The organism is Peribacillus tepidiphilus (genome assembly GCF_009466385.1).
Taxonomy (GTDB): domain Bacteria; phylum Bacillota; class Bacilli; order Bacillales; family DSM-1321; genus Bacillus_BN; species Bacillus_BN tepidiphilus.
Map to the genome: position 1 here is coordinate 1 of NZ_WIAQ01000003.1, position 16,806 is coordinate 16,806.

Here is a 16,806-nt window from a genome sequence, read left to right on the forward strand (position 1 = left end):
CCTTTATTTAGGGATTTAGTGTCGGTGTGGTAACCTCACTATTACCTAAATTTCAGGGGGTGGCAATTTTTTTGCTCAAAAAGCCCTCTAATATAGGATTTACTAACCTATTTACTATAAAAGTTTTGACAATACGAAACGAAATAGGGAAGTGGAAATATGAGTTTTTTTAAAAAGCTGAAAGAAAAGTTCACAGCTCAAACTGATAGTGTGACTGAAAAATTCAGACAAGGCTTAACAAAAACTAGAGACTCTTTTGCAGGCAAAGTAAACGATTTAATTGCTCGCTATCGAAAAGTAGATGAGGAATTTTTTGAGGAGCTTGAAGAGATTCTGATCTCAGCTGATGTTGGCTTCGATACGGTCATGCAGCTTGTTGAAGAGTTGAAAATGGAAGTGAAAAGAAGAAATATTTCTGACACAATGGAAATACAATCGGTTATTTCCGAAAAGCTCGTTGAAATTTACCAAGGAGGAGAAGAAAAATCCTCAGACTTAAATATGCAAACAGACGGCTTGACTGTTATATTATTCGTCGGTGTCAACGGGGTAGGAAAAACCACTACGATTGGAAAGCTAGCCCATAAATTTAAGCAGGAAGGAAAGAAGGTGATCCTTGCGGCTGGAGATACATTCCGTGCAGGAGCTATTGAGCAGCTGGAGGTTTGGGGGGACCGTGTTGGAGTTGAAGTAATCAAGCAGGCTGCAGGAAGCGACCCTGCTGCAGTTATGTTTGATGCTATTCGTTCTGCCAGATCGAAAAATGCTGATGTACTTATTTGCGATACGGCTGGCCGCCTGCAAAATAAAGTGAATTTGATGAAAGAGCTTGAAAAAGTAAAACGTGTTATTGAAAGAGAAGTGCCAGGGGCTCCTCATGAGGTTTTATTAGTATTAGACGCAACAACAGGTCAGAACGCACTGATTCAGGCTAAAACATTTAAGGAAGCAACAGATGTTACAGGCATCGTATTAACAAAGCTAGATGGAACAGCAAAAGGCGGGATCGTCTTAGCGATTAAGAAAGAGCTCGGAATACCAGTAAAATTCGTCGGTCTCGGTGAAAAAATGGATGATTTACAAGAATTTGATGCTGAAAAATATGTTTATGGCCTGTTTGCCGACCTTGTTGATAAAGAGGAAACAATTGAGTAAATGAACAAAAGTGTAAAGATAAAAACTTGACAGAAAGCTATAAGATCGGTAAACTATACAATGTAAAGGTTTTTCACTTAACACAAGGGAGGGGAGCTTTATGCTTGAGAAAACGACAAGAATGAACTATTTGTATGATTTTTATCAGTCGTTGTTAACAGAAAAGCAACAAAGCTACATGTCGCTTTATTATTTAGACGATTACTCCCTTGGAGAGATCGCCGAGGAATATGATGTTAGCCGGCAGGCGGTCTATGACAATATTAAAAGAACCGAAGCGATGCTTGAGGAATATGAAGCAAAGCTCCATTTATTTGAAAAATTTCAACAGCGCTCAAAGATTATTTCTGAAATAAAAGAAGAACTTTTGAAGTCCTCTTCCCTCAATGCAAAGTTGGAAGAATTGCTTGAAGTGCTTGAGAAATTAGATTAGGAGGCGGCAAGTATGGCATTTGAAGGATTAGCCGACCGACTGCAAAATACCATTCAAAAAATTCGCGGCAAAGGAAAAGTAACTGAAGCCGACGTCAAAGACATGATGAGAGAAGTACGACTTGCACTTCTCGAAGCGGACGTTAACTTCAAAGTCGTGAAAGATTTTGTAAAGCGTGTCCATGAACGCGCGGTAGGTCAGGAAGTGCTTAAAAGCTTAACCCCTGGTCAACAGGTTATCAAGGTTGTAAAAGAAGAACTGACACAATTAATGGGCGGAGAGCAAAGCAAAATTGCTGTTGCGAACCGACCGCCGACTGTCATCATGATGGTTGGTCTGCAAGGTGCCGGTAAAACAACAACGACAGGAAAACTTGCAAACCTTCTTCGAAAAAAATACAACCGTAAGCCATTGCTAGTTGCAGCGGATATTTATCGTCCGGCAGCGATTAAACAGCTTGAAACACTCGGTAAGCAATTGGATATGCCTGTATTCTCTTTAGGTGATCAGGTAAGTCCAGTTGAAATTGCCAAGCAAGCAATCCAAAAAGCCAAAGAAGAGCATCGTGATTATGTGCTAATTGACACAGCAGGTCGTTTGCACGTAGATGAAGCTTTAATGGACGAGTTAAAAGATATTAAAGAGCTAACAAAGCCCGACGAGATCTTTCTTGTGGTAGATGCTATGACAGGCCAGGATGCGGTAAATGTTGCACAAAGCTTCAACGAACAGCTTGGATTAACAGGAGTTATTCTTACGAAGCTTGATGGCGACACTCGAGGCGGTGCTGCGTTATCCATACGCTCCGTTACGAATACACCGATTAAGTTTGTAGGTATGGGTGAAAAAATGGATGCTTTAGAGCCATTCCACCCTGAACGAATGGCTTCAAGAATTCTCGGTATGGGTGATGTGCTTACTTTAATCGAAAAAGCACAAGCGAATGTAGATGAAGAAAAAGCAAAAGAGCTTGAACAAAAGCTCCGTACGCTTTCCTTTACATTTGATGACTTTTTAGACCAACTTAGTCAAGTAAGGAAAATGGGTCCATTGGATGAGATCTTAAAAATGCTTCCGGGCGCTAACAAAATTAAAGGATTGAATAACATTTCAATCGATGACAAACAAATCGGTCACGTTGAAGCCATTATTCGTTCCATGACAAAGGAAGAAAAGACTCATCCAGAAATCATCAATGCCAGTCGCAGAAAAAGGATTGCAAAAGGAAGTGGAACTTCTGTACAGGAAGTAAACAGACTCCTAAAGCAATTTGAAGAAATGAAAAAAATGATGAAACAAATGACAAACATGCAAAAAGGAAAGAAAAAAGGCTTCAAATTCCCTTTTATGTAAGAAAAGCGGAATTGCAAAAGTAAAGGTAATCCATTAATTTTATACTGTTAAGAAAAAAACCTTTACAAAGGTACTAATTATTTGATAATATACTATCTTGTGTGAAACTATTCGGAGGTGCTTATTTAATATGGCAGTAAAAATTCGTTTAAAACGTATGGGAGCAAAAAAATCTCCTTTCTATCGTATTGTTGTTGCAGATTCTCGTTCACCACGTGATGGTCGTTTCATCGAAACAGTTGGAACTTACAACCCAGTTGCAGATCCAGCAATCGTTGAAATCAACGAGGAACTTGCTCTTAAATGGTTAAAAGACGGTGCGAAGCCATCAGACACAGTTCGCAATCTTTTCTCTAAACAAGGCATTATGGAAAAATTCCACAATGCTAAAAACAGCAAATAATATCATTTGCTATGAAAGAATTAATTGAAAGTATTGTAACGGCACTTGTTGATCATCCTGAAGATGTTGAAGTAACATCCAAGGAAGAAGAGAACCGTATTACGTATTACTTGTCTGTTAATAAAGAGGACATGGGAAAAGTAATCGGTAAACAAGGTCGAGTAGCTAAGGCGATTCGCACTGTAGTATATGCAGCAGGATCATCACAGCAAAAGAAAATCTATTTGGAGATTTCCGAATAAGGGAGGGCTAAAAACCCTCCTTTTTTGGTATAAATTAATGTATAGCTGCTCATAAGTTCTTTCATAATATACATATCTATTATGTCACAATATTGAATAATCCCGCTTAATTATAGAAAACAGGGAGGTGCTGGAATGAAGATTCTGCAAACTGTTGTTGTGAATCAAGTGTTAACCGAAACCAGCAAGAATCAGCTCCTGCAAAAGTATAAAATGAAGCAAATTCAATTTCAAAAAGAGATTGACCAATTGAAATTTGAATTGAAGAAGCTTGAAAAAACAAAGAAATTCCAACCAGCCAGTTTAAAATCCCATTTTGAAAAAGAAGTGAATAATAGACAGGAAAAGATAAAGCTACTCGAATTCCAGATTGAACAGCTTGAAATTTTACCAGTTGGAAGTGAATTAAAGGAACGAGAAGTACAGGCTCTAGTAGACGTAGAAATTGGAGCTAATTGGGATGAACTGATCCAAACAAGGACAATAGTTGTTAAAGACGGAATCGTTGATGATATTAGGTAGATCGTTTTTAAAACAATGTAATAAACCTTTTCCCTCGCATTTAACTACTAGCAGTTTGAAAAAGGACATTCATAGAGGTGAGAGTATGGAAAAATGGTTTAATGTCGGAAAAATCGTCAATACACATGGGATCAAAGGTGAGGTCAGAGTTATATCGAAGACGGATTTTGCTGATGAAAGATATAAGCCAGGAAATAAATTGTTTCTTTTTCGGAAGAATGATACGGAACCGCTTGAACTAACCGTCGCTTCACATCGACAACATAAAAATTTCGATCTTCTTACATTTGAAGGATATACAAATGTAAATCAAGTGGAGCCATTCAAAGAAGGTATTCTGAAAATTCCAGAGTCCTTTCTAACGGAGCTTGATGAAGGTGAATATTATTTTCATGAAATTATAGGCTGCAGCGTCTTCACGACAGAGGGTGAAGAGATTGGGGCAATACGTGAAATCTTAACTCCTGGTGCAAATGATGTATGGGTGGTTAAAGGAAAAAACGGAAAAGAAATCTTGATTCCTTATATTGATGATGTTGTGAAGGAAGTCGATGTTAAAAATAAAAAAATCCTGATCCATCCAATGGAAGGGCTGTTGTCATGAAAATTGATATTTTAACGCTTTTTCCTGAAATGTTTCATGGCGTTCTCGGTTCCTCTATTTTAAAAAAAGCAGAGGAAAAAGAAGCTGTAAGCTATGAAGTCCATAATTTCAGAGAATTCTCGGATTCCAAGCACGGACAAGTCGATGACTATCCATACGGCGGAGGAGCAGGTATGGTGTTGAAAGCCCAACCAATCTTTGACGCTGTTGAGCATTTGGCAAAAAACAAAGATAAACCCCCAAGAGTGATCTTAATGTGTCCACAAGGTGAACGATATACGCAAAAAAAAGCCGAAGAATTAGCTGAAGAGGAACACTTAATATTCATTTGCGGACACTATGAAGGATACGATGAAAGAATTAGACAACACCTGGTGACTGATGAGATTTCGATAGGTGATTTCGTATTAACAGGTGGAGAGCTAGGAGCGATGGTCGTAGTGGACAGTGTGGTCCGACTGCTGCCTGGTGTTTTAGGAAATGAAGAATCACCTAAAAAGGATTCCTATTCTTCTGGACTATTAGAACATCCTCATTACACACGACCAGCAGACTTTAGAGGCTGGAAGGTACCGGATATCCTGTTATCGGGAGACCATAAAAAAATAGAAGAGTGGAGAATCAAAGAGTCTTTGAGAAGAACCTGGAAAAGAAGGCCGGATCTTTTAGAAGTCTATCCACTTACGGAAACAGAAAAAAAATACTTGGAAGAGATAAAAAAAGAAGATTAAATATTGCATGTTATCATTGATTATGCTATGATAATTTTTGTGACTTAGGACACTATCCTGGTCTTGATAACAATGTTCCGCTGCAACTTATTAATGATTTTGCAAGAGCATTTGTGGGAGGAGTTGAAAACGATGCAAAAACTTATTGAAGAAATTACGAAAGATCAATTACGTACAGATCTTCCTTCTTTCCGCCCTGGTGACACTGTTCGTGTTCACGTTAAGGTTATCGAGGGATCTCGTGAGCGTATCCAGGTGTTTGAAGGTGTTGTAATCAAGCGTCGTGGTGGTGGAATTAGCGAAACATTTACAGTTCGTAAGGTATCTTACGGCGTAGGTGTTGAACGTACATTCCCTTTACACACACCGAAAATTGCGAGCATTGAAGTTGTACGCCGCGGTAAAGTACGCCGTGCGAAGCTATACTATCTGCGCAATCTTCGCGGTAAAGCAGCTCGTATTAAAGAGATTCGCTAATTTAGTCCATACAAAGACTTGTGTGGAAATGAAACAAAATGCAAAAAAGGAGCTTGTATATCAAGCTCCTTTTTTAGTAGACCTTTACATAGTTTATTTTTTGGAGATTTCATTGTGTTATTTTAGTTTCATTCGGTATATTTAATCTGTATTAGGTTATGGGTTATTAAAAAACTATATGCTCTCGCTGGTGGTGGATAAAAATGACAAAACAAAAGAGTGAAACATGGGAGTGGTTAAAAGCCTTAATGATTGCCGTATTATTGGCGGCGCTAATCCGTTATTTCCTATTTGCCCCGATTGTAGTTGATGGACTTTCTATGATGCCTACTCTTCATGACCAAGATCGAATGATTGTGAACAAAATTGGCTACACTTTAGGTGAGCCAAAAAGATTCGACATTATCGTTTTTCATGCACCTGAAAACAAAGATTATATCAAACGTGTGATTGGTCTGCCTGGAGATAAGATCGAGTACAAAAATGATACGTTATATATTAATGGAAAGGCTTATAAAGAGCCTTATCTAGACGAATACAAGAAAAAGGTCATTGACGGACCGTTAACTGAACCATTCACACTAAAAGAAATTATTGGGGAAGAAAGAGTTCCAGAAGGACACTTATTTGTAATGGGTGACAACCGGAGATTCAGTAAAGATAGCCGTCATATCGGTGTCATTCCAATGGAAAAGGTTCTTGGAAAAACAAGTATTGTGTACTGGCCTGTAGAAGATATTCGCATTGTAAAGTAAGAGGGCTGAACAGTTGTCTCACTTTTAGGGTGTAATGAATGAAATGTGAAAATGGAAAACCCACTTTTTTAGGAAGGTAGATACTAGTGACAATCCAATGGTTTCCTGGCCATATGGCTAAAGCAAGAAGAGAAGTTACTGAAAAACTAAAGCTAATTGACATTATCTATGAATTAGTGGATGCAAGAATTCCGCTTTCATCAAGAAATCCGATGATTGACGAAATCATCCAGCATAAACCACGCCTAATTTTATTGAATAAGGCAGATCTGGCTGATCCAGAAAAAACGAAGGAATGGATTGACTATTTTTCATCGCAAGGACATAAGGCAATAGCCATTAATTCCCAAGCGGGAAGCGGGTTGCATCAAATCACCTCCACTTCTAAAGAAATTTTGCGTGAAAAGCTAGAAAAAATGAAGTCAAAAGGTATAAAGCCTCGAGCAATACGAGCGATGATCGTAGGAATTCCAAATGTAGGAAAGTCAACCTTTATTAATCGTCTAGCTAAAAAGAATATTGCTAAGACAGGAAACACTCCTGGAGTGACTAAAGCACAGCAATGGATCAAAGTCGGAAAAGAGCTAGAGTTATTAGACACCCCAGGAATTCTATGGCCAAAGTTTGAAGACCAAGAAGTAGGCTTAAAGCTAGCCTTAACGGGTGCCATAAAGGATACGTTGTTAAATCTTCAGGACATAGCTGTATACGGTCTTCGTTTTTTAGAAAATGAATATCCTGAGCGTTTAAAGGAACGTTATCAATTAACAGACATTCCAGAAAACATAGTTGAACTTTTTGATGAAATTGGAACAAAAAGAGGTTGCTTAACCGGAGGTGGAATTGTCGATTACGACAAGACAGCCGAATTGATTGTTAGAGAAATCCGCTCAGAAAAGCTTGGCAGATTAACATTTGACAGACCGATTAAAACGATTGATTAGTGGTCCAATACATGTATAGAGACAAAAAATTAAGTTTGTTTTCGTAACAAAATTAAAGCCTTAATGAAAATGGAGTGTAGTAGATGATCACTCCATTCATTTTAGGCTTTATTTTTTGTAAAAAGAACCGATAAAAAATTTAGCGAGTTGGAAGGTACAAAAATGAAACAAAGAAGTATAAAAGAGATACAGTCTATGTTAAAAGATGTGACTCATCCCGACCATCCTTTTCTTCAGGAGTGTCGTTCTGATTCAAGAAAAGGTGTCGTGTCATTGTTGAATAAATGGGAAAAAGAAATGGAAAAAAAGCAAGAGCTTCAATTACAGTGGCTAAATATGAACAAGTACGAAAATGAATTAAGAAAACAAGGCTTCCGATACATAGCAGGGATCGATGAAGTGGGTCGTGGACCTTTAGCTGGACCAGTTGTGGCTGCAGCAGTCATTTTACCTTTAGATTTCTATTTACCAGGACTGAATGATTCAAAAAAAATCTCTGAAAAAAAACGCGAAGAGTTTTATGAAGCTATCGTTCAACAAGCGATTTCCTATGGAATTGGAATCATTAATAATGAAGAGATAGATGAAGTAAATATTTATGAGGCTACAAAAAAGGCCATGTATCAAGCTATCAAACACTTAACTGTAAATCCTGATTATCTTCTAATTGATGCTATGAAACTAGAAACTCCGTACCCACAAGAATCCATTATTAAAGGAGATTCAAAAAGTGTGTCCATTTCTGCAGCATCGATTCTCGCGAAAGTAACCAGGGACCGAATGATGAAGGAGTATGCACTTCAATATCCCCAATATGGGTTTGAAAAAAATATGGGCTATGGAACGAAAGATCATTTACAGGCATTAAGTGCCTATGGAGTTTCACCTTTGCACAGAAAGAGCTTTGCTCCTATTAAGGATATGATACATGAATAAGGTAGCGGAAGGACGTGATATCTTGCAGCCGGCTAATATCGTTAATAGTTTAAATAGTAAACAGCCAATGACAGAGCCGTTCTCATTAAAAAATGGACAGATTGTTTATGGGAAAATCAACAAGATTTTTCAAAATGGGACGGCTGAAGTACAAATCGGTTCACAAAAACTTCTGGCAAAGCTTGATGCACCCCTTCAATCAGGTGAACGGTATTGGCTGCAGGTTCATGCTGGTAGTGAGGGAATTAGTTTAAAAGCATTACAGACTTCTAATCCCTTAGTTTCCATGAACAGAAAGGATGCTGCTTCCCAGCTTCTCTTCCACCTTTCTCTACCTAACACAAAAGAAGCTAATCAGCTGGCGCAATACTTCTTGAAGCATTCTATTCCAATTACGGCAGAGAACTTTAGTAAGGCGTTAGAATGGATCAAAAACACTCCTGATTTTCAGAGTTCTGCCAACATCATCAGAATGATGCCTGCTTCTAATCTCCCTTTTTCAAATGAAGTCTTTAGAAGCCTGCATTCTTTTGAAAAAGGTGCTCCTCTTCATGTATTATTAGGTGAATTGCAAAGGTTTCTTCAAGATATGAACTCTGATACAAGCAATAGGCTTAAGCTGCTTTTACAGACTATTTTGTCAAACGAAGGAACAAAACTTGCCCAACATACAATGCATAAACTGCTTCAGCTCTGGATCACACAAGATCAAGGGAAGGAGGCTGAAAGCTCTGCTGCCTTTAAACTCTTACAAGGAGCAGGGTTTATTTCGACAGATGAAAATGAACATCAAGTGATTGCGAGGTTTCTCGATACTGTTAAACAAGGTGAAGCGACTAAATGGCTGTCTAAGGATCTTATTCCTTTAAAAGAAGGATTACAGGTGATGGCTGAACTATCTTCTGCCTTAAAAGGGAATCGAATGAGCGAATTACAGCTTGGGATTACAAAGCTTCAAGAGTGGAGCTCACAGCTATTATTATCCCAGAATAAAGGGAATCTTTCCCTTCCTACATATCAAGAAATACAACGAAATGTACAGATTGTTTTAGCATCGTTGCAATATACCGAAAATGAGCGATCTAATCAAGTAAATAACAAAATAATGCACGCAGTTACTCAAATAACCAAATTGATGGTCTCGCTAGCATTAGCGGATGATGGAAATGAACATCTTCAGCAGGTACAATTTAACGAATTCGTAAAAGCTTTAACGGGAAAAAGTGAGCGTGAGCTTCTTGCAATAAAAGATGCTTTAGGCAAAGTGTTACTTGAGAAAAAAGAAATCCCAAATGTAATCAAATCAGATTCTGATCAAATGGGATTGCTAAATCGGTTAACGAATGCAGGGAATTCATCGTTTGATTTGACCAGAGGTACTGCTGTAGCTTCTATGTTAAAAGAAATGATCCAATCGCTTGGATTAGGGTTTGAGCATTATTTAAATGAACATAAGGGACAAGATTTAGAATTACAAACTCTAAAGCCTCTTCTATTAAAACTATTGAATGACATACCGCCAAACTCTGCAAAGGATGTTGTCGAACAAGTACTGCATCGAATTACCGCTCAGCAAATTCTCTCTCAAGAAGCAGGTCCTCTTCAAAATCTCATTGTCCAAATCCCTTTAACTCTTGGGGGATTCCGTACGGACTTGAATATGCAATGGAGCGGCAGGAAAAAAGAAGATGGCACTCTTGACCCACACTATTGCAGGGTATTATTTTATTTGGAACTAGAGTATTTAGAGAGAACGGTTATTGATCTACAAATCCAAAACAAAGTGATGAAAGTGACAATCATAAACGAAAAGATTGAAGAAATTAAGCAATTAGCTCAAACATTTTTACCTCTTTTAAAAGAAAATCTGGAGAAAATTGGTTACCAATTATCAACTGTCGCATTTGAAAAACCAGACGACAACAGGTCTAAAGGTTCTTCTGAGAAATTGAGAGGTATTCCTGAAACTAATTCATACAGCGGAGTGGATATTCGAATATGACAGTGGAAAAAAGAAAGGAAGCTATAGCCCTTCGTTATAACAGCGATAAAGAAATAGCGCCGAAAGTAATTGCTAAAGGAAAAGGAAAAATCGCTGATAACATTTTAGAAACGGCAAAGAATCACAATGTGCCGATTCAAGAGGATCCTTCACTTGTAGAGCTTTTAGGGAAACTGAATATTAACCAAACAATCCCTGAAGAATTGTATCAAGCAGTTGCAGAGGTATTTGCCTTTATTTATAAAATAGATAGACATTCTCGTTAAATCTATACTTCTACAACAATTCCATTATTTAGTCCTAACCGCATGAATACTTTATTATAATAAAAATCACAATGTTTTATTAAAATATTTTTGTATATGGATCATGTTTATATAATATTAAGTTTTACAACCTTTTAATAGTAGAATAATAAGATTTTATTATTATTTCTTTAGTAAATTCTTTTGAGTAGTAGACAACTATTTTTTCTTTTTATACAATGAAAGCGCAGTCTATTTTTAGTTTTTTGGAATTTGTTCATAAATTCCGAAATAGTGAATCAAAATTTAGAATTCTATCATTTGTTAGAATTCGGATTGTCACAGTCGATAGGAGGATGGGAAATGAATATCCACGAGTATCAAGGGAAAGAAATCCTTAGAAAATACGGCGTTACCGTTCCAAACGGTCGTGTTGCATTTTCTGTGGAAGAAGCTGTGGAAGCTGCAAAAGAACTCGGTTCTGAAGTGTGCGTTGTTAAAGCACAAATTCATGCTGGCGGCCGTGGTAAAGCAGGTGGGGTAAAAGTTGCCAAAAATCTTGATGAAGTTCGTACATACGCTCAAGAAATTCTTGGAAAAACACTCGTAACCCATCAAACAGGTCCTCAAGGAAAAGAAGTAAAACGCTTACTGATTGAAGAGGGCTGCGATATTAAGAAGGAGTATTATGTAGGTCTTGTTCTAGACCGAGCAACATCCAGAATCGTCCTTATGGCTTCTGAAGAGGGCGGCACTGAAATTGAGGAAGTTGCTGCAAAAACTCCTGAAAAAATCTTCAAAGAAGTGATTGATCCTGTTGTGGGGTTAACAGGCTTTCAAGCGAGAAGAATTGCATTTAACATCAATATTCCAAACGAATTGATAGGTCAAGCTGTAAAATTCATGATGGGCCTATACAATGCATTTGTTGATAAAGACTGCTCAATCGCAGAAATCAACCCACTTGTTGTAACTGGCGATGGCAAGGTTATGGCATTGGACGCAAAATTAAACTTTGATTCTAACGCATTATATCGTCATAAAGATATTTTAGAATTTCGTGATCTTGATGAAGAAGATCCAAAAGAAATTGAAGCTTCTAAATATGATTTGAGTTATATTTCTTTAGATGGAAACATCGGCTGTATGGTTAACGGTGCAGGTCTAGCAATGGCAACGATGGACATCATTAAGCATTATGGAGGGGAGCCAGCTAACTTCCTTGATGTTGGGGGCGGTGCAACGGCTGAAAAAGTAACAGAAGCTTTCAAAATTATTCTTTCCGACAAAAATGTTAAGGGGATCTTTGTAAATATTTTTGGCGGTATCATGAAGTGCGACGTTATTGCAACAGGAGTAGTGGAAGCAGCAAAGCAAATTGGACTTGAAGTTCCTCTTGTTGTTCGTCTCGAAGGAACAAACGTTGATCTTGGAAAGAAAATCTTGAACGAGTCCGGATTAAACATTACTGCTGCTGAATCCATGGCAGACGGAGCACAAAAAATCGTTTCATTAGTAGGCTAATAGTCAGGGGGGAGAAAAATGAGCGTTTTTATTAATAAAGACACGAAGGTTATCGTACAGGGGATCACAGGTTCTACTGCACTTTTCCATACAAAGCAAATGCTTGAGTACGGCACACAAATCGTGGCAGGAGTAACTCCAGGAAAAGGCGGAACAGAAGTCGAAGGTGTACCTGTATTTAATACGGTTTTAGAAGCAAAAGAAAAAACAGGTGCTAATGCGTCTGTCATCTATGTTCCAGCACCATTTGCTGCGGATGCCATTATGGAAGCTGTTGATGCTGAGCTTGATATAACAATCTGTATTACAGAGCATATTCCTGTTTTGGATATGGTAAAGGTAAAACGTTATATGGAAGGTAAGAAAACTCGCCTTGTTGGACCAAACTGCCCAGGTGTTATTACACCTGAAGAGTGTAAAATTGGAATCATGCCTGGCTATATTCACACAAAAGGCCATGTCGGTGTTGTTTCCCGTTCCGGTACATTGACATACGAAGCTGTCCACCAGCTTTCTCAAGCAGGCATCGGTCAGTCTACAGCAGTAGGAATTGGTGGGGATCCTGTAAATGGTACAAACTTTATCGATGTATTAAAGGCTTTCAATGAAGACCCAGAAACATATGCGGTGATCATGATTGGTGAAATTGGCGGAACTGCTGAAGAAGAAGCTGCTCAATGGGTAAAAGAAAACATGACAAAGCCAGTTGTAGGCTTTATCGGTGGACGTACAGCACCTCCAGGTAAGCGCATGGGACATGCGGGTGCAATTATATCTGGTGGAAAAGGTACAGCTGACGAGAAAATTCGTGTAATGAACGAGTGCGGCATTAAAGTTGCTGAAACACCTTCTGTTATGGGAGAGACATTAATCTCTGTCCTAAAGGAAAAAGGTTTATACGAAAAATGTAAAACACACTAAGACTAACTTGTGCGTAAAACATACTTTGTTTACAATTTAATCGCCTCCTTAAAGGGGGCGGTTGCTTTTTAAGGAGTTGAAAGTAGTTGCTTGAATTCAAGAAAAAATTAATTCTTCTTCACCATTGTAAAAGTGCAACATGGAAGTCTATACAAGACATTTTACGATTTGACCCAGCCCTTTCAAGAATGTTTCAGTGGACAGAAAGTGAGCTCCAAAAAAACCTCTACCTTAAGCCTTCTCAAATTCATAACATCCTTCGTGAAATACATGCTTTCCCATATCACACCCAATTCAATCTCTATGAAAATAACAACCTTAAAATCATCACGATATTTGACGATGAATATCCAGAAAAATTGAGAAATATCCATACACCTCCATGGGTTTTATACGGAAAAGGTGATTTTTCGCTGTTAAAAAATAAAAACATGCTTGCCGTTGTAGGTTCAAGAAATCCTTCTCCATATGGTAAAAGTGCCATTAAACAAGTGATTGAACCATTAATTCATAAAGGGTTCACCATTATTAGTGGGTTAGCAAAAGGAATCGATCTAGAAGCACACATCCTTGCGATCAGAGAAAAAGGAAAAACGATCGGCATATTAGGTGGAGGTATTTTTCATTTGTATCCTAAAGAAAACATTCCTTATGCTTTAGAAATGATGAAAAATCATTTGGTATTCTCTGAATATCCTCCTTTTACTAAACCGGAGCCATGGATGTTTGCAGCTCGAAATCGTCTGATTAGTGGTGTTTCGGATGGTATTCTTATTGTTGAGGCAAAAGAAAAAAGTGGAACGTTAATAACCGTCAATTATGCTCTAGAACAAGGGAAAGAAGTTTTTGCACTTCCTGGAAATATAACGAGCGAGTTATCAAAAGGAGCGAATTTTTTGATACAAGAAGGAGCGAAGCTGGTTTTATCTGCTACAGATATAGAAAATGAATTCTATTGATCAAGCTGATATAATAGAAGAAAAAAGATGATGATAGGGCTGAGAGGGTAGTTACTATTTTAGAGGCTGCCCTTTTATTTTTGTAATACTGAAAAACGGAAAAAAACAGTGGTAGCAGAATATGTAGAATTTTGTAGAAATGTGAAAAAAAGAGAAAAATAGTTCAGTAATCCATATAAAAAGGTTGAAATATTTCTAAAACTGTTATAAATTGACCATCAGGTATCTTTTTTTTGACATTATCGAAAAAAGATTCCCTAACTACATGAAAAAAAGTGTGAATGAAACCGTTTACGATATCAGTTGTTTTATTTTAATAGAGCTATGAATACATATAATCATGAAATTACGATTGACAAATGATTTTTGTTTGATTAATAATAGTGAAGATTTATTAAAACCTCTTAAGGAGGACAATACATGTCAGATTACCTAGTTATTGTGGAATCTCCTGCTAAGGCAAAAACGATCGAAAAATACCTTGGCAAAAAGTATAAAGTTAAAGCATCAATGGGGCATGTTAGGGATTTACCTAAAAGTCAAATGGGTGTTGATATTGAACATAATTTTGAACCGAAATATATTACAATCCGGGGAAAAGGTCCAATTTTAAAAGAATTAAAAGCGGCAGCAAAGAAAGCTAAACGGATTTACCTGGCTGCCGACCCAGATCGCGAAGGGGAAGCAATCGCGTGGCATTTGGCTCATACTTTGGATATTGATACAACTTCTCCATGTCGTGTGGTATTTAATGAAATTACAAAAGATGCTATTAAAGAGTCATTTAAATCTCCTCGCCCCATTAATATGAATCTTGTCGATGCTCAACAGGCAAGACGAGTATTGGATCGGCTTGTAGGCTATAACATAAGTCCTTTGCTTTGGAAAAAAGTAAAAAAAGGACTAAGCGCCGGTAGGGTACAATCCGTAGCTGTCCGTTTAATTATTGAGAGAGAACATGAAATTAAAAACTTCATACCTGAGGAGTATTGGACAATAAAAGCGGATTTTCAAAAAGGCAAAGACGTTTTTGAAGGGGTTTTCTTCAGTTTAAATGGAGAAAAAATAGAGCTATCAACAGAAGAGGATGTCAAAAAGGTCCTTTCAAAAATAAAAGGTAATGAATTTGTGATCGCTTCGGTATCGAAAAAAGAAAGAAAAAGAAATCCTGCACTGCCATTTACAACTTCATCGTTGCAACAGGAAGCTGCACGGAAGTTAAATTTTAGAGCGAAGAAAACGATGATGCTTGCTCAACAGCTCTATGAGGGGATTGATTTAGGGAAAGAAGGTACTGTCGGTTTAATTACCTATATGAGAACAGACTCAACCCGTGTATCGGAGCTTGCTCAGAACGAAGCAGCTGCTTATATTGAAGAGCATTTTGGGAAAGAGTACCTCTCTTATGAAAAAAGAAAAGAAAAGAAGAGTGCTAATACTCAAGACGCCCATGAAGCGATTAGACCTACAAGTACAATGAAAGATCCTGCTTCTGTTAAAGAATTTCTATCAAGAGATCAGTACAGACTTTATAAATTAATATGGGAACGTTTCGTTTCCAGCCAAATGGCTCCTGCTGTGCTTGATACAATCAGCGTAGACTTGAAGAACGGTGATGTGCTTTTCAGGGCAAATGGTTCAAAGGTAAAATTCCCAGGCTTTATGAAGGTGTATGTTGAGGGAACGGATGATGCTGTAGAAGAGAAAGAAAATATGCTTCCATCTCTTTCGGAAGGAGATACAGTATTTTCGAAAGACATTGAACCGAAACAGCATTTTACTCAGCCACCTCCAAGATATACCGAAGCAAGACTCGTAAAAACTCTGGAGGAATTAGGAATAGGACGTCCATCTACATACGCTCCTACTCTTGATACAATCCAAAAACGTGGTTATGTGGCATTGGATAATAAGCGTTTCGTGCCAACTGAGCTTGGAGAAATTGTATTTGAATTAATCATGGAATTCTTTCCAGATATAATAGATGTTGAATTCACTGCTAAAATGGAAGAAGAATTCGACAATATTGAGGAAGGAAAAACGGAATGGATTAAAGTTATAGCCGACTTCTTTGAAGAATTTGAAAAGCATTTGGAAAAAGCTGATGCTGAGATGGAAAAAATAGAAATCAAAGACGAGCCTGCTGGAGAAGATTGCGAAGCATGCGGTAACCACATGGTATTTAAAATGGGCAGGTTCGGAAAATTTATGGCTTGCAGCAACTTTCCTGAATGTAGAAATACTAAACCAATTGTTAAAGAAATTGGTGTTTCTTGTCCAAAGTGTGAAAAGGGCCAAATCATTGAAAGAAAAAGTAAAAAGAAAAGATTATTTTATGGATGTGACCAATACCCACAGTGCGATTTCATCTCTTGGGACAAACCAATTGCAAGAAAATGTCCGAAGTGCGATGGACTTCTTGTAGAAAAAAAGCTCAATAAAGGAATTCAGGTTCAGTGTATTTCTTGTGATTACAAGGAAGAACAGCAGAAGTAAAAGGGGGGATGAGTCCTCCTTTTACTTTTTAAAAAAAATTTCATTGATTTTTAATCTATTGCTTTTCAATTTTCGCATAGTAGGTTACAATGCATATGGATATT

General features: G+C 37.7%; 18 protein-coding genes. All 18 read left to right on the forward strand.

Features of this window, described 5'->3' with window-relative positions:
• Window positions 1-159 precede the first annotated feature (159 nt).
• Window positions 160-1,155 (forward strand): signal recognition particle-docking protein FtsY, encoded by a 996-nt coding sequence (gene ftsY, locus GD441_RS03205; RefSeq protein WP_153123634.1) that lies wholly within the window; start codon window positions 160-162, stop codon window positions 1,153-1,155.
• A gap of 100 nt (window positions 1,156-1,255) precedes the next feature.
• Entirely contained in the window at window positions 1,256-1,588 is a 333-nt protein-coding gene (locus tag GD441_RS03210; RefSeq protein WP_153123636.1) for a putative DNA-binding protein, read from the forward strand.
• A gap of 12 nt (window positions 1,589-1,600) precedes the next feature.
• Window positions 1,601-2,941 carry a signal recognition particle protein gene (gene ffh / locus GD441_RS03215; protein ID WP_153123637.1) on the forward strand — a complete coding sequence of 447 codons (1,341 nt, stop codon included), beginning with the start codon at window positions 1,601-1,603 and terminating at the stop codon, window positions 2,939-2,941.
• A 130-nt stretch (window positions 2,942-3,071) separates the two neighbouring features.
• Entirely contained in the window at window positions 3,072-3,344 is a 273-nt protein-coding gene (gene rpsP / locus GD441_RS03220; RefSeq protein ID WP_153123640.1) for a 30S ribosomal protein S16, read from the forward strand.
• Window positions 3,345-3,355: 11 nt separating this feature from the next.
• Window positions 3,356-3,586, forward strand: coding sequence for a KH domain-containing protein (locus GD441_RS03225; protein ID WP_153123642.1), 231 nt, complete (start codon window positions 3,356-3,358; stop codon window positions 3,584-3,586).
• 135 nt (window positions 3,587-3,721) lie between these two features.
• The gene (locus GD441_RS03230; RefSeq protein WP_153123644.1) at window positions 3,722-4,108 is read left to right on the forward strand and encodes a YlqD family protein; all 387 of its coding nucleotides are present in this window, start codon (window positions 3,722-3,724) and stop codon (window positions 4,106-4,108) included.
• 85 nt (window positions 4,109-4,193) lie between these two features.
• Window positions 4,194-4,712: a ribosome maturation factor RimM gene (gene rimM, locus GD441_RS03235; RefSeq protein ID WP_153123646.1), complete on the forward strand. Its 519-nt coding sequence runs from the start codon at window positions 4,194-4,196 to the stop codon at window positions 4,710-4,712.
• Window positions 4,709-5,443 carry a tRNA (guanosine(37)-N1)-methyltransferase TrmD gene (gene trmD, locus GD441_RS03240; RefSeq protein ID WP_153123648.1) on the forward strand — a complete coding sequence of 245 codons (735 nt, stop codon included), beginning with the start codon at window positions 4,709-4,711 and terminating at the stop codon, window positions 5,441-5,443. Before rimM ends, trmD begins: the two co-directional genes overlap by 4 nt.
• A gap of 132 nt (window positions 5,444-5,575) precedes the next feature.
• Window positions 5,576-5,920 (forward strand): 50S ribosomal protein L19, encoded by a 345-nt coding sequence (gene rplS, locus GD441_RS03245; protein WP_153123650.1) that lies wholly within the window; start codon window positions 5,576-5,578, stop codon window positions 5,918-5,920.
• A 203-nt stretch (window positions 5,921-6,123) separates the two neighbouring features.
• The gene (lepB, locus tag GD441_RS03250) at window positions 6,124-6,675 is read left to right on the forward strand and encodes a signal peptidase I (RefSeq protein WP_153123652.1); all 552 of its coding nucleotides are present in this window, start codon (window positions 6,124-6,126) and stop codon (window positions 6,673-6,675) included.
• An 86-nt stretch (window positions 6,676-6,761) separates the two neighbouring features.
• On the forward strand, window positions 6,762-7,619 hold the full coding sequence (ylqF, locus tag GD441_RS03255) for a ribosome biogenesis GTPase YlqF (RefSeq protein ID WP_153123654.1): 858 nt from the start codon (window positions 6,762-6,764) through the stop codon (window positions 7,617-7,619).
• A gap of 162 nt (window positions 7,620-7,781) precedes the next feature.
• On the forward strand, window positions 7,782-8,555 hold the full coding sequence (locus GD441_RS03260) for a ribonuclease HII (RefSeq protein ID WP_153123656.1): 774 nt from the start codon (window positions 7,782-7,784) through the stop codon (window positions 8,553-8,555).
• The gene (locus tag GD441_RS03265) at window positions 8,548-10,557 is read left to right on the forward strand and encodes a hypothetical protein (protein ID WP_153123658.1); all 2,010 of its coding nucleotides are present in this window, start codon (window positions 8,548-8,550) and stop codon (window positions 10,555-10,557) included. Before GD441_RS03260 ends, GD441_RS03265 begins: the two co-directional genes overlap by 8 nt.
• On the forward strand, window positions 10,554-10,823 hold the full coding sequence (locus GD441_RS03270) for an EscU/YscU/HrcU family type III secretion system export apparatus switch protein (RefSeq protein WP_153123660.1): 270 nt from the start codon (window positions 10,554-10,556) through the stop codon (window positions 10,821-10,823). The genes GD441_RS03265 and GD441_RS03270 overlap by 4 nt, the downstream gene beginning before the upstream one ends.
• 342 nt (window positions 10,824-11,165) lie before the next feature.
• Window positions 11,166-12,326, forward strand: a complete 1,161-nt coding sequence (sucC, locus tag GD441_RS03275; RefSeq protein ID WP_153123662.1) for an ADP-forming succinate--CoA ligase subunit beta — start codon at window positions 11,166-11,168, stop codon at window positions 12,324-12,326.
• Window positions 12,327-12,344: 18 nt separating this feature from the next.
• Window positions 12,345-13,247: a succinate--CoA ligase subunit alpha gene (gene sucD, locus GD441_RS03280; protein WP_153123664.1), complete on the forward strand. Its 903-nt coding sequence runs from the start codon at window positions 12,345-12,347 to the stop codon at window positions 13,245-13,247.
• A gap of 86 nt (window positions 13,248-13,333) precedes the next feature.
• Complete coding sequence (gene dprA, locus GD441_RS03285; protein ID WP_153123666.1) at window positions 13,334-14,206, forward strand: DNA-processing protein DprA; 873 nt, start codon at window positions 13,334-13,336, stop codon at window positions 14,204-14,206.
• 420 nt (window positions 14,207-14,626) lie between these two features.
• Entirely contained in the window at window positions 14,627-16,702 is a 2,076-nt protein-coding gene (topA, locus tag GD441_RS03290; RefSeq protein WP_153123668.1) for a type I DNA topoisomerase, read from the forward strand.
• The last annotated feature ends 104 nt before the right edge of the window (window positions 16,703-16,806 follow it).

What these genes read in the sequence shown, in the direction of transcription:
- ftsY (WP_153123634.1), top strand. Translation starts at nt 160, where the DNA reads ATGAGTTTTTTTAAAAAGCTGAAAGAAAAGTTCACAGCTCAAACTGAT.
- GD441_RS03210 (WP_153123636.1), top strand. Translation starts at nt 1,256, where the DNA reads ATGCTTGAGAAAACGACAAGAATGAACTATTTGTATGATTTTTATCAG.
- ffh (WP_153123637.1), top strand. Translation starts at nt 1,601, where the DNA reads ATGGCATTTGAAGGATTAGCCGACCGACTGCAAAATACCATTCAAAAA.
- rpsP (WP_153123640.1), top strand. Translation starts at nt 3,072, where the DNA reads ATGGCAGTAAAAATTCGTTTAAAACGTATGGGAGCAAAAAAATCTCCT.
- GD441_RS03225 (WP_153123642.1), top strand. Translation starts at nt 3,356, where the DNA reads ATGAAAGAATTAATTGAAAGTATTGTAACGGCACTTGTTGATCATCCT.
- GD441_RS03230 (WP_153123644.1), top strand. Translation starts at nt 3,722, where the DNA reads ATGAAGATTCTGCAAACTGTTGTTGTGAATCAAGTGTTAACCGAAACC.
- rimM (WP_153123646.1), top strand. Translation starts at nt 4,194, where the DNA reads ATGGAAAAATGGTTTAATGTCGGAAAAATCGTCAATACACATGGGATC.
- trmD (WP_153123648.1), top strand. Translation starts at nt 4,709, where the DNA reads ATGAAAATTGATATTTTAACGCTTTTTCCTGAAATGTTTCATGGCGTT.
- rplS (WP_153123650.1), top strand. Translation starts at nt 5,576, where the DNA reads ATGCAAAAACTTATTGAAGAAATTACGAAAGATCAATTACGTACAGAT.
- lepB (WP_153123652.1), top strand. Translation starts at nt 6,124, where the DNA reads ATGACAAAACAAAAGAGTGAAACATGGGAGTGGTTAAAAGCCTTAATG.
- GD441_RS03260 (WP_153123656.1), top strand. Translation starts at nt 7,782, where the DNA reads ATGAAACAAAGAAGTATAAAAGAGATACAGTCTATGTTAAAAGATGTG.
- GD441_RS03265 (WP_153123658.1), top strand. Translation starts at nt 8,548, where the DNA reads ATGAATAAGGTAGCGGAAGGACGTGATATCTTGCAGCCGGCTAATATC.
- GD441_RS03270 (WP_153123660.1), top strand. Translation starts at nt 10,554, where the DNA reads ATGACAGTGGAAAAAAGAAAGGAAGCTATAGCCCTTCGTTATAACAGC.
- sucC (WP_153123662.1), top strand. Translation starts at nt 11,166, where the DNA reads ATGAATATCCACGAGTATCAAGGGAAAGAAATCCTTAGAAAATACGGC.
- sucD (WP_153123664.1), top strand. Translation starts at nt 12,345, where the DNA reads ATGAGCGTTTTTATTAATAAAGACACGAAGGTTATCGTACAGGGGATC.
- topA (WP_153123668.1), top strand. Translation starts at nt 14,627, where the DNA reads ATGTCAGATTACCTAGTTATTGTGGAATCTCCTGCTAAGGCAAAAACG.